A 16,623-nucleotide genomic window follows, 5' to 3' on the forward strand; every position below is an offset into this window, starting at 1 on the left:
CATTTTCTCAAATGAAAATAAAACGGAAAGGAGTATTAATTTTTTAAATTTTAAATGACATGAAAAAAAATATAAAATTGCTTTTATTGGTTTCTTTAGCCTTTATGGCAGCATGTAATAATGATGAAAGCGATGCGCCAGCAGAAGTGCCTGTTGTTCCCGGGTCGGCAGTTTTAACTAAATATGTTGCACTTGGAGATTCTTTTGCTGCAGGATATAGTGATAATGCTTTGTTTATAAAAGGACAGAGTAATGCGTATCCAAATATTTTAGCACAGCAATTTGTTGCTGCAGGAGGAGGAGAATTTAAAACTCCTTTAGCAAATGATAATATAGGAGGTTTGCTTTTAGGTGGTAATATTATTGCAGGAACACGTTTGTATTTTGTTGGACAAACTCAAACTCCAACAAACGTACCTGGAAAACCAACAACAGAAGTTACGGCGCATTTAACGGGTACATTTGGGAATTTAGGTGTTCCGGGAGCTAAAAGTTTTCATTTATTAGCGGCTGGTTACGGAAATGTTGCGGGAGTTGCTTCTGGTGCTGCTAATCCTTATTTTGCAAGATTTGCGAGTGCACCAGGAACTTCGGTTATAGCAGATGCTGTTGCTCAAAATCCAACTTTCTTCTCTTTGTTTATTGGAGGAAATGATGTTTTAGCCTATGCAACTTCTGGAGGTGTAGGAAAAGATCAAACAGGAAATACAAATCCTGCGACATATGGAGGAAATGATATTACAGATCCAACTGTGTTTGCAAATGCATTTAATGCTTTAGCAACAAATTTAACTGCTAAAGGTGCAAAAGGAGTAGTGGCAAATTTGCCATACATTACGGCGCTTCCATATTTTACAACAGTTCCTTACAATCCGCTTACAGCAAAAATTCTTGGAAATGGTAATGAGGCAGTTGGTAAAGCAACAATACAGGCGTTGAATGCGCAATTATATGGTCCGCTAAAACAGGCTTTGACTGCTTTTGGCGCAGGAGACAGAATTAATTTGTTGTCTGAAACAGCCGCAAATCTTCCGCTTCTTATAAAAGATGAAAGTCTGCCTAATTTATCAGCACAGTTAACTTTAGCATTTACACCAACATTGGGAGCACAAACAGCTGCGTTTTATGGTAATGTATTTGGACAAGCCAGACAAGCTAAAGCTACTGATTTAGTAGTTTTGACAACAAGAGCTGATATTGGTACTGCTCCAACTGCTGCAAATTCTGGTTTAGGAATTGCACCACCGGCACCTTTGGATAAATTTGGTATTACATATCCATTACAAGACAAACATGTATTGGTTCCAACTGAAACAGCCGAAGTTAAAAAAGCTACTGATGCTTATAATGTAACTATTGAAGCAGTTGCTAAAGCAAAAGATTTAGCATTTGTTGATACAAAAGCAACTTTGACTCAATTATCAAATGGTGGAATTAGATTTGGCAATTTCGTTATGTCTTCTTCTTTTGCAACTGGTGGCGCTTTTTCATTAGACGGAGTTCATCCAAGTGCAAGAGGTTATGGTTTGATTGCTAATATTTTTATAGATGCAATCAATGCAAAATATGGTTCAACTTTGCGTAAGGTTGATTTGGCTTCATATCCGATTCAATATCCGCAAGTAATACAATAATGCCAATTTTTTTTAGTAAAAAGCCACTCGTTTTTAAAATGCAGTGGCTTTTTTTATTTCGTTAAAAAATACAATTTTAGTGATTTGAGCCTCTGCTTTTAGGAATCAAACAAAATCATCGTATTTTTTATGAAAAAAAAATTGATTTTATATTTTAAAAAATTATCTTTGCGCTCTGAAAAAAGAGGTATTTTCGATAAACCTAAATAGCTATTTAATAAATACATAAGTAATGTCAAAAGTAATAGGAAAAGTTGCTCAAATCATTGGACCAGTAGTAGACGTAGTTTTCAACGGTAAAGATGTTGAACTTCCAAAAATTTATGATTCATTAGAAATCACAAAAAAAGATGGAACTTTATTAGTTCTTGAAGTACAATCTCACATTGGTGAAAACACTGTTCGTACAATCTCTATGGACTCTACAGACGGTTTGTCAAGAGGATATGAAGTAGTTGGAACTGGTAATCCAATCCAAATGCCAATCGGTCCAGATGTATATGGACGTTTATTCAATGTAATTGGAGATGCAATTGATGGTTTAGGAAACTTGCCAAAAACAGGAGAAAACGGTTTGTCTATTCACAGACAAGCTCCGAAGTTTGAAGATTTATCAACTTCATCTGAAGTTTTATTCACAGGTATTAAAGTAATCGATTTGATCGAGCCTTACGCAAAAGGAGGTAAAATTGGATTGTTTGGTGGTGCTGGTGTTGGTAAAACAGTATTGATTCAGGAGTTGATCAACAATATCGCAAAAGGTCACGGTGGACTTTCAGTATTCGCAGGAGTAGGTGAAAGAACTCGTGAAGGAAATGACTTGCTTCGTGAGATGTTAGAGTCAGGAATTATTAAATACGGTGATGATTTCATGCACTCTATGGAAAATGGAGGATGGGATTTATCTAAAGTAGATATGCCAGGAATGAGAGAGTCTAAAGCTACTTTCGTTTTCGGACAAATGAATGAGCCACCTGGAGCTCGTGCACGTGTGGCACTTTCAGGATTATCTATCGCTGAGTATTTCCGTGATGGAGCTGGATCTGATCAAGGTAAAGATGTATTGTTCTTCGTTGACAATATCTTCCGTTTTACTCAGGCAGGTTCTGAAGTATCGGCACTTTTAGGTCGTATGCCTTCTGCAGTAGGTTACCAACCAACTTTGGCAACAGAGATGGGAGCTATGCAAGAGCGTATTACATCTACAAACAAAGGATCTATTACATCTGTACAAGCGGTTTACGTTCCTGCGGATGACTTAACTGACCCGGCGCCGGCTACAACTTTCGCCCACTTAGATGCAACAACTGTATTGTCTCGTAAAATTGCTGAGCTAGGTATTTATCCAGCGGTTGACCCGTTAGATTCTACTTCAAGAATTTTGACTCCTCAAATTTTAGGAAATGAGCACTACGACTGTGCACAAAGAGTAAAAGAGATTCTTCAAAAATACAAACAATTGCAAGATATTATCGCGATCTTAGGTATGGAAGAGTTGTCTGAAGAAGATAAATTATCTGTATCAAGAGCTCGTCGTGTACAACGTTTCTTGTCTCAGCCATTCCACGTAGCGGAGCAATTTACAGGTATTCCTGGTGTATTGGTTGATATTAAAGATACTATCAAAGGATTTAACATGATTATCGACGGTGAGTTAGATCATCTTCCTGAAGCTGCTTTCAACTTGAAAGGTTCTATTCAGGATGCTATCGAAGCTGGAGAAAAAATGTTAGCTGAAGCATAATCAAGCATAGCTTGATAAACATCAAAAAATAAAAATTCCAAATTCCAAAATTGGGATTTGGAATTTTATAATTTGGAATTTAAAAAACGATTATGATTTTAGATATAGTATCACCAGAAGCAAAATTATTTTCGGGACAAGTGACTTCAGTTACGGTTCCTGGAGTTGATGGAAGCTTTCAGATTTTGAATAATCACGCTCCTATTGTTTCTATTCTTGAAAAGGGAACTATAAAAATTGCAGCACCGAGCTTTAATTTTTCTAAAGAGGTAGCAGATAAATTTGTGAGAGTTAATGACCAAACTTATACATTAGGGATTACGTCAGGTACAATCGAAATGAAAGACAATAAAGTAATTGTTTTAGTTGACTAAAAACAATTTCAAAATAATTTTAAAACCATTCACTTTTGTGAATGGTTTTTTGTTTTTAAGACTTTTTGAGAATTATTTTTTACTTTTGAAGTATTAAAATCTCTTTATAAAATATTGATTTTGTTGTAAACGCTCAGTAAGCTTTTACAGTTTCGTTTTATCGACTTGATAAAGCGAAGTTTATTATGTCAAATTTTATAAAGAGTATAGATGAAAAATATAAAAAAAGTCGCCGTTCTTGGCGGTGCAGGAAGAACTGGAAAATATGTAATAAACCAGTTATTGGAACAAGGATTCAGCGTAAAAGCATTAGTAAGAAATCCGGATAAATTCACCATTCAAAATTCATGTTTAGAAATCATCAAAGGAGATGCTGTTGATGAGAAAATCATTTGGTTGTTATTGCAAGATTGTGAGGCGGTGATCAGTACTATTGGTCAAAGACCAGGTGAGTCTATGGTCGCAAGTCAATCGATAAAAAATGTGCTGAAAGCGATGAAGGAATTTGGTATTGAGCGATTTGTTTTACTAGCTGGGTTAAATATTGATACTTCATTTGATAAAAAAAGCATAAAAACTATTATGGCAACTGATTGGATGAAAACCAATTTTCCCGAAATTCAGGAAGATCGTCAAAAAGCTTATAATTTTTTAGTCCAGAGTGATAGCAACTGGACACAAGTTCGTGTTCCGTTTATTGAGTTTACTGATGATAGTTCTAAAATTGCAGTAAATCTTGAAGATTGTTTAGGAGATAAAATCAGCGCATTTGACATTGCTCAATTTATGGTTAAAGAAATAACCGAATCAAGTTACAGCAGGAAGTCGCCTTTTATAAGCAATATTTAAAACAAATTAGAAAACAGCGAGAACATCAAATCTCGCTGTTTGTTTATATCAAATTTCAATTTCATAACTTTGCTTTCATGAAATTACCCGAAAATCTTATTCAAAAGCTTGAAAATAGAAAGCAAAATAACTCGTTAAGAAAATTGCCAAGTTTTAATAATCTTGTTGATTTTTCTTCAAACGATTATATTGGATTTTCAAAATCCGAATCTATTTTTAAACAGTCTCATCATTATCTAATAGAAAATGAGATTATTCAAAACGGAGCTACCGGTTCAAGATTAATTTCAGGTAATCATTCGTTATATCAAATTGCAGAATCTTTTATAACTCAATTTCATGAAGCTGAATCGGCTTTAATTTTTAATTCGGGTTACGATGCCAATGCAGGGTTTTTTAGCGCTGTACCACAGCGAAATGATGTTATTTTGTATGATGAGTTAAGTCATGCTTCAATTCGTGACGGAATTGTAATGTCAAATGCAAAATCATACAAGTTCAACCACAACGATTTTGAAGATTTAGAACGATTAATTATTAAATTCCAATCTTCTAAATCCCAAATTCCAGCAAATATTTACATTGTGACAGAAACCGTTTTTTCAATGGATGGCGACAGTCCGAATTTGGAAGAATTAGTACAGCTGTCTGAAAAATACAATTGTTATTTAGTGGTTGATGAAGCACATACTTTGGGTGTTTTTGGAGATAAAGGTGAAGGACTGATCCAATATCTTCAATTGCATAATAGAATTTTTGCCCGAATTATGACTTTTGGAAAAGGCTTGGGCTGTCACGGTGCGGTTGTACTTGGAAGTTCTGAGCTGAAAGAATATTTAGTCAACTTTGCCCGAAGCTTTATTTATACTACCGGATTATCTCCGCATTCTGTTGCAACAATTTTGATCGCTTATCAGCATTTAGAAATTGAAAAAGAAACGATTGACAAACTCCGTCAAAATATCATATTCTTTAATCAGCAGAAAAATTTATTTGGCTTGAAGCCAATGTTTGTCCGCAGTAAATCGGCTATTCAGTCGGCTATTATTCCTGGGAACGAAAATGTAAAACGCATCGCACAGCAATTGCAGGATAAAGGTTTTGATGTGAAAGCAATTTTATCTCCAACAGTTCCAGAAGGTCAGGAGCGTTTGCGTTTTTGTATTCATAGTTATAATACTGAAGAAGAAATCAGTCAAATTCCAGAATTATTAGGAAATTTCGTATTTTAGCCCGCCGATGAAACGGATTTAGCAGGTTTACACGGATGTTTATGAATGATTTATTGCATAAAGAAATAACTAAACCAATATTAAAGATATTTTATGATGTCTATAACCAACTTGGTTATGGATTTCTCGAAAAGGTTTATCAAAATGCAATGTATTTTGAACTGAAATCACAAGGATATAAAGTTGAGGCTCAAAAACAAATCAAAGTTTATTTTAAAAATCAACTAGTAGGCGAATTTTATGCTGACTTATTAGTTGAAGATTCTATTATTCTTGAACTTAAAGCTTGCGAATGTGTATCAAGTTCGCATATTGCCCAATTGATGAATTATCTAAAATCAACTCAAATTCAAGTTGGTTTGTTGTTGAATTTTGGAGAAACCCCAGAATTTAAGCGCATTATCTACACTAATAATAGAAAACAAAATATAAATAATCTGCGATAATCTGTTGGATCAGTTTGATCTGTGGGCTTTTCTTCTTCTCTAAAGTATTGTATTTCCTCACTTTTTGAAAAAAGTTGAATTTTTTTTGTAACGTTTTGATTGTTTGGTCACTTACGAGTCGTAATCAAAAAAATAAACTATTATGAAATCAAAATCAGCTTCGTCAAAAGAAAGTTTTTCTAAAATTATCCTTTATACTTCAGTAGGATTCTTATTAGGTTTGGTAAGTTACTTTTTAATAAAAATTATAAGCGTCGTTATTATTATCTCTTTAGTTATTGGAGTCGCAGCTTCGTGGCAGAGAAAAAAATACAGTAGATAGCAAGCAGGGTTTCAATCATCAATCAAATCAAATAAGTCAATCAAAATCAATTATCATCAATCAAAAAACAATCAACAAAATGAAAAATTTAATTAAATCAGTAATAGCAGTAATTGCAATAGTTTTTAGTTCATCTGCTCAAGCGCAGACAAAAGCTCCAAAACTGGAAAATTCTCTTTTATGGGAAGTTTCAGGAAACGGATTGGAAAAACCTTCATATTTATATGGAACCATTCATATGATTTGCGGACCAGATTATTTTCTTTCAGAAAAAACAAAAAAAGCATTCAGCACAGCAAATAAATTAGTTTTGGAAATCAATTTTGCAAACGCCGCAGAAATGACTGACATGCAGAAATTAGCTATGGGAAAAGAACCTTTGAGCAAACTTTTAAATCCGAGGCAATTATCACAATTAGACGATATCTTGAAAAAAACTGCTGGCATGACGGTTCAACAAGTAGATAATTTTAGTTTAATGACAGTAATGAGTTTGATTTCAATGAAAAGTTTTGGTTGTGCAGATATAAAGCTTTATGAAATGGAATTTATAGAAATGGCCAAAAAAAGAAATATTCAAATTGATGGTTTAGAAACTGTAAAATCTCAAATATCAATTTTTGAAAATGCTTATACGAATGATGAAATGATTACTATGTTGAGTGAATCAGATCAAGATGAAACGGCTAAATTAGTGGCGGTATATAAGGCAGAGAATATTGAAAGTTTGTATGATATCATAACAGATAAAAAAATTACGAGCGAGAAAACAAAGAAGATGATTTTGGATGGAAGAAACTTGAATTGGATAAAAGTAATGCCACAGATGATGAAAAATGAAAGCGTATTTTTTGCAGTTGGCGCAGCACATTTAGGAGGTGAATTTGGAGTGATTAATTTATTGAGAAATGCAGGATATATTGTAAAACCAGTAATGAATTAAAACTATTTTGAAAGAGAAAGAACAAGAGTTTTTAAATCGGATAGAAAGTCACAAAGGGATTTTGTACAAAGTTTCAAAAATGTACATGGACAATTATGATGATCAGCAGGATTTGTTTCAGGAAATTGTCTGCCAGCTTTGGAAATCGTACGATACGTTTCGAAATGAAAGTCAGTTTTCGACCTGGATGTATCGAGTGGCAGTGAATACCGCTATCGTTTTCCTCAGAAAAGAAAAACGAAAGGTGGACAAATACGAGATTGCTTCAGAAAATATTAAAGATGACGAAGGCGATTCGCATATTAAAGAAAGTCAGCTGGATCATTTTTATAAAGCAGTTCAGAAATTGGAAAAAATTGACAAAGCCATTATTTTCTATCAGTTAGAAGGTTTTTCTCATAAAGAAATTGGCGAAAATCTCGGAATTTCTGAAGGAAATGCCAGAGTGAAATTAAACAGAGCAAAAGAAAAATTAAAAGAAATAATTAAAAATCAAGGATATGGATTTTAACGATATACAAAATGCATGGAATAACGAAAAAATTGAAAATGTTGTTCTTCCAGATAATTTAGAAAAAATAAATTCGGCAAATACGCCTTTAGGCAAAATCAGAAGAAATCTAAGAAATGATTTGATCATGCAAACAATAGCAGTATTAGCAATAGGGTTGGCGCCTTTTATGCATGGTTTTTCGGAAAAATGGATCGCACCTTTTTATCTGCTCTTCAGCATCTTTTTTGCTGTTTGCGTATATTATTTGACAAAGCTTTATTTGTTTTACAGAAGATTAAACAATATCACATTAAAAACGAAAGACAGTCTTTATGAAACTTATTTTGATATAAGATTGAATATGGAATTGTACAAAACTTTTGGATTTGCCTTAACACCTTTTTTAGTGTTGTTTTTGCTTGGTTTTTTATACGATAAATATTCGATGAAAACGGGCGGAATTCAAGTAACGGATTTCAGCAATGGACAATTAATAAGTGTTTTTTTCATAGTTGCTTTTTGCATTTTATTTATGGGATTGTCTCTGGAATGGACAGTAAAATGTTTTTATGGAAAATATGCCAAGGAAATCAGAAAAGTAATTGACGAATTAAAAGAAGAATAAAACAGAACCCATCGTAATTGATGGGTTTGTTGTTTTTATTGGTATTTTTGTGCTATCAAATTATTACACAAAAATTCGCAGAGAAAACACATAGATTCACAAATTGTTTATTCTTTGCATTTTCCTTGCTAATTTTTGCGAAACAAGAATCTATGAAAATATTTATTACAGGAATTTCTACAGATGTTGGCAAAACTGTAGCATCGACAATTGTAGTTGAAGCTTTAGAAGCTGATTATTGGAAACCGATACAAGCCGGAGATTTAGATCTTAGCGATACTCACAAAGTAAAATCTAAAATTTCCAATTCAAAATCTCAATTTTTCCCGAATGCGTATGAGTTAAATACACCTGCAAGTCCACATTTAGCAGCAGAAATTGACGGAATTGAAATTGATTTGAAGAAAATTCAGGAGCCAAAAACAGAAAATCATTTGGTAATTGAAGGTGCAGGAGGGATTTTTGTTCCGTTAAATGAAAAAGATACAATTGCAGATTTGATTCAGAAGGATTATAAAGTAATTGTAGTTTCAAGACATTATCTAGGAAGCATCAATCATACTTTATTGACTATTGAGGCAATTCAGAATCGAGGTTTTCAAGTGCACGGAATTATCTTCAGCGGAAGCGAAAATAAATCAACCGAAAGTTTGATTCTGAATAAAACCGGAATTAAATGCATTGGAAGAATTGATGAAGAACCTTATTTCGACCAAAACGTAATTAAAGAATACGCTGATTTGTTCCGGGAAAATCTATTGAAGTTATAGAGTAAAGAATATAGAGTAAAGAAAATAGACTTTCTTATCTTTGCGGAAACTGTAGAGCATAGTCTTTTTTCTATGTTCTATTCTCTATCTTCTAAAAAAATGACATTAACAGAAAAAGACAGCCAATACCTTTGGCATCCTTATACCCAGCATAAAACTTCGCAAACGCCAATCGCCATTTCCAGAGGAGAAGGCGCATTGCTTTGGGACGAAAACAATAAAGAATACATTGATGCCATAGCATCTTGGTGGGTTAATCCTTTTGGACACAGCAATAAATTTATTGCCGATGCAATTTATAAACAGCTGACGACTTTAGAACATGTTTTATTTGGCGGATTCACACATGAACCTGCAATAAAAGTGGCCGAAAAGTTGATGGAAATTTTGCCAAAGAATCAGCAAAAAATCTTTTTTTCAGACAATGGTTCAACGGCAGTTGAAGTGGCAATTAAAGTGGCGTTGCAGTATTTTTTCAATAAAAATGAAAAGCGCACAACCATAATTGCTTTCGAAAACGCTTTTCACGGAGATACTTTTGCAGCAATGGCAGCAAGCGGTATTTCATTTTATACTCAAGCTTTTCAGGGAATGTTTATTGACGTTGTCCGAATTCCGGTTCCGGTAAAAGGGGAGGAGGAAGCAAGTTTTGAGGCGCTGAAAGATGTAATTGAAAAACATAATTGCGCCGGATTTATCTTTGAGCCTTTGGTGCAAGGTGCAGCCGGAATGGTAATGTATGAGCCAGAAGCATTGGCAAAACTGATTGGAATTTGTAAAGAAAATAATATTTTAACCATCGCCGATGAAGTAATGACAGGCTTTGGCAAAACTGGAAAAACCTTTGCAATGGATTATGTCAATGTAGATCCGGACATGATTTGTTTGTCGAAAGCGTTAACTGGCGGCACAATTCCAATGGCGATTACGACTTTTACCCAAGAAGTTTTCGATGCTTTTTATGATGACGATATCAATAAAGCGTTGTTTCACGGACATACTTTTACTGCAAATCCAACGGGCTGTGCGGCGGCTTTGGCCAGCATAGATTTATTACAGACTGATGAAATGCAGGCTAATATTGAAAGAATAAATAAAAGCCATTTAGAGTTTCAGAAGAAGATTGAAAATCATTCAAAAGTAATTACGGCTAGAACGTTAGGAGTTATTTTTGCAGTTGAAATAAAATCAGATTCGGAAGAAAGTTATTATGGTTCAATGCGCACCAAATTATATAATTTCTTTATTGACAAAGGAGTTGTTTTGAGGCCGGTTGGAAATATCGTGTATATTTTACCACCTTATATTATGACAGACGAACAGCTTCAAAAAGTCTATAAAACAATCGAAGAAGCGATTGAAATGGTATAGTTTTGCCCACAGATTAGACATATTAAAACAGATTTCCACAGATAACAATTTGGAATTAGTTTAAGCCATGTTATTAGTGTGCCATTTTTTATAATTCTTTGCGACCTTTGCGTAAATCTTTGCGATCTTTGCGGTTAGAAAATGCAATAGGCATAAAAACAATATTTTGAATACAAATAAAATCTCTATAACAGCTTTTTCATCTATTTCTCCATTAGGAAATAATGCTGAAGAAGTTTGGACAAACTATCTGAACGAGAATCACTGCTTTTCAAAACGATTTTTGGATCAGCAGGAAACTTCTACAGCCTCACTTAGCGAAGAATCAAAAAGGCTTGTTGCCGAAATCAGGGAATCAGATCCTAAATATAAGTTTTTAGATGATTCTGTTTTATTCGCATTGGCAGCTTCGCGTAAAGCAGTTGAACAGGCTGGCTGGAATTCAGAAGATGTTTTCGGAATAAATATTGGTTCTTCGAGAGGAGCGACTGATTTGTTTGAAAAACATTATAAAGAATATATTGATACTGGAAAAGCACAGACTTTAGCTTCGCCAACTACTACATTAGGAAATATTTCATCTTGGATTGCTCATGATTTGCAAAGTACAGGTCCTGAAATTTCGCATTCAATAACTTGTTCAACAGCGCTTCATGCGTTATTAAATGGCGTTGCCTGGCTGAAATCAGGAATGGCAGATAAGTTTTTGGTAGGTGGAAGTGAAGCACCGTTGACTGATTTTACAATTGCTCAAATGAGAGCTTTGAAAATCTATTCACGTATTGATCAAAATCAGGAAGCTTGGCCGAATCTAGCATTTGATTTTGAAAAAACGCAAAACACAATGATTTTAGGAGAAGGTGCCGCGGTTTGCTGTTTAGAAGCTGGAGAAACAGAAAATGCAATTGCATATGTAACTGGTGTTGGTTATGCAACCGAAATTTTAGAACATAATATTTCGATTTCTGCAGAAGCGACTTGTTTTCAAAAGTCGATGAAAATGGCTTTAAAAGATGAAGATCTAGAAAGTATTGATGCAATTGTAATGCATGCACCAGGCACAATTAAAGGTGATTTGACCGAATTGCGTGCGATTGAGAAAGTTTTTGGAGAGAAATTGCCTTTATTGACAACGAACAAATGGAAAATAGGACATACTTTTGGAGCTTCTGGAATTTTGAGTTTAGAACTGGCGCTTTTGATGATCCAGAACGATACTTTTATTGGTGTGCCATTTGGAGAAAAACAAAATCAGAGCAAAACAATAAAGAAGGTTTTAATTAATGCAGTTGGTTTTGGCGGAAATGCTGTAAGTGTGCTGATTGAGAAGAGATAATTGAAGAAAAAAAATCTGAATATAAAAAAAACCATCCGTCAAAGCGGATGGTTTTTTTATGGAATAGTATTTCTTAATTTATTGAAAAATGATCTTTTTAGAAACGGTAAAATTATTTTCTAAAGTAACTTTTACAATTAAAACCTGATTGCTTGACTGCAAGTTTGAAATCTGCAATTCGTTAGAGCTTACTTTTGTTTTATTATAAAGCAGTCTTCCTGAAATATCATAAACATTAACTTCTTTCAAGTTTTCATTCGATGAAAGTACTTTTACTGTTCTGTCTTTTACAGAAACTAAGACTCCGTTTTCAATATTTTCAAAATCACCTGTTCCTAATGATTTATTGGTGTAACGCAGTACAAAACGATCAGTAAAGGTTCCTGCAACAGTTGTAAAAGTATAATTGCTTGCGGTAAGATCATGAATCACAGCTGTGGTTTTATCTTCTAAATAGATTTTCTGAGCAGTCATGTTTCCGTCCACTTCGTCAATTGCAATGGTAAAATCGCCATTGATTGTTGTGCGGTAGCCTAATGGCACAACATCTGATTCTTTAAAAGGAAGCGCACGCCCTTGAATTACTAATTTGTTGTTTTCGTTGATGCTGTAAAAGTCAAGATATTTATTTGCGTCCATAGTAGTACCGTCAAAAATACTTTCATATGCATCAGTTGCGCCTTCAATATAACCTACCATTAACTGTTTGAAAGCGCCGCCAGTGTTAGTTATGTGTAGCCAAATACGATTCTTTTCAAATCCAGCTGTTTTAGAATCTTTTCCTGGTTTATAGAATTGGCCGTTATCTTTTCCTCCTGAACGCATAGCGTTGGTAAAAGCCAGTGAACCAGCTGTTTTTATTCCCGCAAAGAAAGCTTGTCCTGCACCAATTTGACCGCTTGGCGTGTCATAGTTGTTTGAACTATTTGCTGATCCGGCAGGTTTAGCTGTTTTTACGCTTCCGGTAAGATTGTATGTGGCATAATCATCCGCGCCGTATTGATAAGCACCGCCTAGCACTACTGGCGTGTTATGTGTCCAGAAATAAAGAGTTCCTTGAAGCAGGTTGCGATTTGCAATTATAAATTTATCGGCATCCAACGCTGATGGATATGGATTTCCGACAAGATAGAATTTGTTTGCATCCAAATTTTCGGTATTTACAGTTCCATTATTTGGTGTTCCTGAAAAAGTTGCAGTAAATGGAACTCTAGCCGTATTTGAATAATTTTCTGGACCGCGAATGATGTATCCTTTACCTACAGTCATTACAGCTGTCTTTGACATAGAAACCCATCCAATACCATCCGTGTAATAGATTTTGGATGGATCAGTCTTAGAAGAAATTCCACCAGGGGTTTGTCCTTGTACTGGTGTTGACCAATAAGTATAATCCGCTTGACGAATTCCAGGTGTTGTACGCTGATATAAAATTTTACCACTGTTTATGTTTGTGCCTGTATTTGTTTGCAATAAACTAGCACTATTTTCAAATGTTAAAGACGCACTTGTTGCTACTGTAAGTGCATTGGCAAGCGTTAAGGTCTTTCCTGATGGAATCGTGAGATTAACTCCCGAATTGATAGTGCAAGAACAAGCCTCAAAATCTGTTGTAATGTTGTAAGCGCCTGTGAAAATGACATTCTTTGTTATATCAGGATTGCCATTTGACCATGTTGAGCCATTCCAAGTTGTTGAAGACTGATTTGTAATTTTAATTTCTGCACTTGCCGGGGATTTGCATCCAGTACTGTTTGTGACTTTGAAAGTATAAGTTCCTGCTGATAAATTCGAAATTGTCGTGGTAGATCCAGTTCCATATATTGGAGAGCCGGATGGACTTCTTTCCAGTGTCCATGTTCCTGTATCTGGCAAATTACTTAAAATGACTGTTCCTGAATTGGCACACGTTATGTTCGTAATCGTTCCAACGGATGGTGGTGTCAATAAAATAGTTGTCAGGGGTGTAGATAGATCTTCTACAGTATTCAAGGAAGGGTCGGTTCCTGTAACTTTAACATTGTTGATGACTTTTCCAAGATTTACCTCTGCAGCAGTAATTGTGTGAACTCCGGTTAAAGTTACTTTTGCTCCAGGTGCTATTGAAGCAATAGGATTTCCTGTAATTACGGTTCCCGAGTCTGGATCTGTAACATATATATCTGTGATAGGCACTTCTCCAGTATTGGTAACTTCAAATTCGTAATTTATTTTATCTCCAAGTTTGCCACAGTTAGAAAGTGTAGCTTTTTTTGCTAGAGTTAATTCCGCTATTTTTAATGAATTTCTGTTGAAAGCAATAAAAGCACAATCAGAGCTGCCAGAGAATGTAACAACAAATCGGTCTACCTGAGCGGCATTAGCATTTGTTATGCCAAATGAACTTGTTTCTATTCCTAATATTCTAATATCTCGTGTTGAAGCGGGAGCATAAGTGCTAAGGGTTCCATCAACTTTGAAAAGATCAAGACTATAAGTTCCAACAACTTGAACAGGTCCAAATAAAAATGATATTTCTTTTCCAACGGTGTTTCCTGCAGCATCGACAAATTTAAAGATATCAGCAGAACCTCCTGTATCTGCTACTTGAGTAACAATTAAGTCAGGAATGCCATCGTCGAGGCCAGTCAAATTTAAATTGTTTGTTCCAATTTTAAATTCCGCTTTACCAACTGGAATATTTGCAATACCAGTTCCAAGTGATAAGCCGAAGCTTCCATCGGTGAGTCGTGCCGCAAGTTCAGCACCCGTTGCAGTTGATCCTGCTATTGAAGGCTGAAGTTTTGCAGTTGTCGGTGATGCGTCTATCATAGAACCTTGCAAAAAGTAGGTCGAAGTGCTCGATCCTAAATTCTGAATTTTTAAAGCTCTAAATTTTTGAGGGATATAGGATACGCCTTTAGTGTCAAGTATTGTGTTGTTGACTCCAGTAGAGTACGTTTTGTTTTTCCAAGTAAAGGCTAATAAATTGTTGGCGTCGTCTGGGCGGTTTCCTTCAAGGGTTGCTTTGTTGGAGGTCCAGTAATTTTGCCAGTCAGTGTAGATTCTGGTGATGTCGCTTTGACCACTCATTTGAAATGTAGCCAAAAGAAAAAAGAAAACTATCTGTTTTGAAAATAGAAAACGGGAGGGCAAAAGCATTTTTTGGCTCATACAATTTGGGGGCGATTTGGGTTTGATTAATAGGGTAAAACAGAAGATTTAGTAGGTTTTAAAGCTTCTGAGTGTTTGTTTGTCTTTGTGGTTATATAGAAAAATCCGGCAGCTTTTGCTGTCGGATTTTTAACTGGTCTGTTTGAAAATTAATTGAAAATGATCTTTTTAGAAACGGTAAAATTATTTTCTAAAGTAACTTTTACAATTAAAACCTGATTGCTTGACTGTAGATTTGAAATCTGCAATTCGTTTGAACCTACTTTTGTTTTATTGTAAAGCAATTTACCTGAAATGTCATAAACATTAACTTCTTTCAAGTTTTCATTCGATGAAAGTACTTTTACTGTTCTGTCTTTTACAGAAACTAAAACTCCGTTTTCAATATTTTCAAAATCACCTGTTCCTAATGATTTATTGGTGTAACGCAGTACGAAACGATCTGTAAAAGTTCCTGCGACAGTTGTAAAAGTGTAATTGCTTGCGGTAAGATCATGAATCACAGCTGTGGTTTTATCTTCCAAATAGATTTTCTGAGTAGTCATGTTTCCGTCCACTTCGTCAATTGCAATGGTAAAATCGCCATTGATTGTTGTGCGGTAGCCTAATGGCACAACATCTGATTCTTTAAAAGGAAGCGCACGCCCTTGAATTACTAATTTGTTGTTTTCGTTGATGCTGTAAAAGTCAAGATATTTATTTGCGTCCATAGTAGTACCGTCAAAAATACTTTCATATGCATCAGTTGCGCCTTCAATATAACCTACCATTAACTGTTTGAAAGCGCCGCCAGTGTTAGTTATGTTTAGCCAAATACGATTCTTTTCTAATCCAGCTGTTTTAGAATCTTTTCCTGGTTTATAGAATTGGCCGTTATCTTTTCCTCCTGAACGCATAGCGTTGGTAAAAGCCAGTGAACCAGCTGTTTTTATTCCCGCAAAGAAAGCTTGTCCTGCACCAATTTGACCGCTTGGCTTGTCATAGTTGTTTGAACTATTTGCTGACCCAGCAGGTTTAGCGACTTTTACTCTGCCCGTAAGGTAATATGTGGCATAATCATCCGCCCCGTATTGATAAGCACCTCCTAGCACTACTGCCGTGTTATATGTGCAGAAATAAAGAGTTCCTTGAAGCAGGTTGCGATTTGCAATTATAAATTTATCGGCATCCAACGCTGATGGATATGGATTTCAGACAAGATAGATTTTGTTTGCATACAAATTTTCTGTATTTACAGTTCCATTATTTGGTGTTCCTGAAAAAGTTGCAGTAAATGGAACTCTAGCCGTATTTGAATAATTTTCTGGACCGCGAATGATGTATCCTTTACC

Annotated in this window: 15 protein-coding genes; 13 read left to right on the forward strand and 2 right to left on the reverse strand. The window is 35.0% G+C overall.

Annotation, left to right across the window (positions count from 1 at the left end; all coding sequences use genetic code 11):
* Positions 1-59: 59 nt before the first annotated feature.
* The 13 genes from GKZ88_RS20855 (at position 60) to GKZ88_RS20915 (ending at position 12,139) form a co-directional block, all read left to right on the forward strand.
* Entirely contained in the window at positions 60-1,634 is a 1,575-nt protein-coding gene (locus tag GKZ88_RS20855) for a G-D-S-L family lipolytic protein (protein WP_155104241.1), read from the forward strand.
* Between the two features lie 232 nt (positions 1,635-1,866).
* Entirely contained in the window at positions 1,867-3,378 is a 1,512-nt protein-coding gene (gene atpD / locus GKZ88_RS20860; protein ID WP_089053364.1) for a F0F1 ATP synthase subunit beta, read from the forward strand.
* Between the two features lie 92 nt (positions 3,379-3,470).
* The gene (locus tag GKZ88_RS20865) at positions 3,471-3,752 is read left to right on the forward strand and encodes a F0F1 ATP synthase subunit epsilon (RefSeq protein WP_155104242.1); all 282 of its coding nucleotides are present in this window, start codon (positions 3,471-3,473) and stop codon (positions 3,750-3,752) included.
* Between the two features lie 210 nt (positions 3,753-3,962).
* Entirely contained in the window at positions 3,963-4,601 is a 639-nt protein-coding gene (locus tag GKZ88_RS20870) for an NAD(P)H-binding protein (protein WP_155104243.1), read from the forward strand.
* 77 nt (positions 4,602-4,678) lie between these two features.
* A complete protein-coding gene (locus GKZ88_RS20875; RefSeq protein WP_155104244.1) occupies positions 4,679-5,833 on the forward strand; it encodes a pyridoxal phosphate-dependent aminotransferase family protein in 1,155 nt (384 codons plus the stop codon).
* 41 nt (positions 5,834-5,874) lie between these two features.
* Positions 5,875-6,279, forward strand: a complete 405-nt coding sequence (locus GKZ88_RS20880; RefSeq protein WP_155104245.1) for a GxxExxY protein — start codon at positions 5,875-5,877, stop codon at positions 6,277-6,279.
* Positions 6,280-6,421: 142 nt separating this feature from the next.
* Positions 6,422-6,601: a hypothetical protein gene (locus tag GKZ88_RS20885; RefSeq protein ID WP_155104246.1), complete on the forward strand. Its 180-nt coding sequence runs from the start codon at positions 6,422-6,424 to the stop codon at positions 6,599-6,601.
* 79 nt (positions 6,602-6,680) lie between these two features.
* On the forward strand, positions 6,681-7,544 hold the full coding sequence (locus GKZ88_RS20890; RefSeq protein WP_155104247.1) for a TraB/GumN family protein: 864 nt from the start codon (positions 6,681-6,683) through the stop codon (positions 7,542-7,544).
* Positions 7,545-7,551: 7 nt separating this feature from the next.
* Complete coding sequence (locus GKZ88_RS20895; protein ID WP_035652894.1) at positions 7,552-8,055, forward strand: RNA polymerase sigma factor; 504 nt, start codon at positions 7,552-7,554, stop codon at positions 8,053-8,055.
* Positions 8,045-8,662, forward strand: coding sequence for a hypothetical protein (locus GKZ88_RS20900; protein ID WP_155104248.1), 618 nt, complete (start codon positions 8,045-8,047; stop codon positions 8,660-8,662). The genes GKZ88_RS20895 and GKZ88_RS20900 overlap by 11 nt, the downstream gene beginning before the upstream one ends.
* 152 nt (positions 8,663-8,814) lie before the next feature.
* Entirely contained in the window at positions 8,815-9,432 is a 618-nt protein-coding gene (bioD, locus tag GKZ88_RS20905; RefSeq protein WP_155104249.1) for a dethiobiotin synthase, read from the forward strand.
* Between the two features lie 99 nt (positions 9,433-9,531).
* Positions 9,532-10,803 carry an adenosylmethionine--8-amino-7-oxononanoate transaminase gene (bioA, locus tag GKZ88_RS20910; protein ID WP_155104250.1) on the forward strand — a complete coding sequence of 424 codons (1,272 nt, stop codon included), beginning with the start codon at positions 9,532-9,534 and terminating at the stop codon, positions 10,801-10,803.
* A 166-nt stretch (positions 10,804-10,969) separates the two neighbouring features.
* Positions 10,970-12,139: a beta-ketoacyl synthase N-terminal-like domain-containing protein gene (locus GKZ88_RS20915; protein ID WP_155104251.1), complete on the forward strand. Its 1,170-nt coding sequence runs from the start codon at positions 10,970-10,972 to the stop codon at positions 12,137-12,139.
* Positions 12,140-12,217: 78 nt separating this feature from the next.
* Here GKZ88_RS20915 and GKZ88_RS20920 read toward each other — a convergent pair whose 3' ends face one another.
* Both GKZ88_RS20920 and GKZ88_RS20925 read right to left on the reverse strand, forming a co-directional pair.
* The gene (locus GKZ88_RS20920) at positions 12,218-15,292 is read right to left on the reverse strand and encodes a T9SS sorting signal type C domain-containing protein (protein ID WP_155104252.1); all 3,075 of its coding nucleotides are present in this window, start codon (positions 15,290-15,292) and stop codon (positions 12,218-12,220) included.
* Between the two features lie 149 nt (positions 15,293-15,441).
* Complete coding sequence (locus tag GKZ88_RS20925; protein WP_155104253.1) at positions 15,442-16,464, reverse strand: T9SS sorting signal type C domain-containing protein; 1,023 nt, start codon at positions 16,462-16,464, stop codon at positions 15,442-15,444.
* Positions 16,465-16,623 lie beyond the last annotated feature (159 nt).

The sequence above is a fragment of the Flavobacterium sp. LC2016-01 genome (genome assembly GCF_009711135.1).
In the GTDB taxonomy this organism is placed as follows: domain Bacteria; phylum Bacteroidota; class Bacteroidia; order Flavobacteriales; family Flavobacteriaceae; genus Flavobacterium.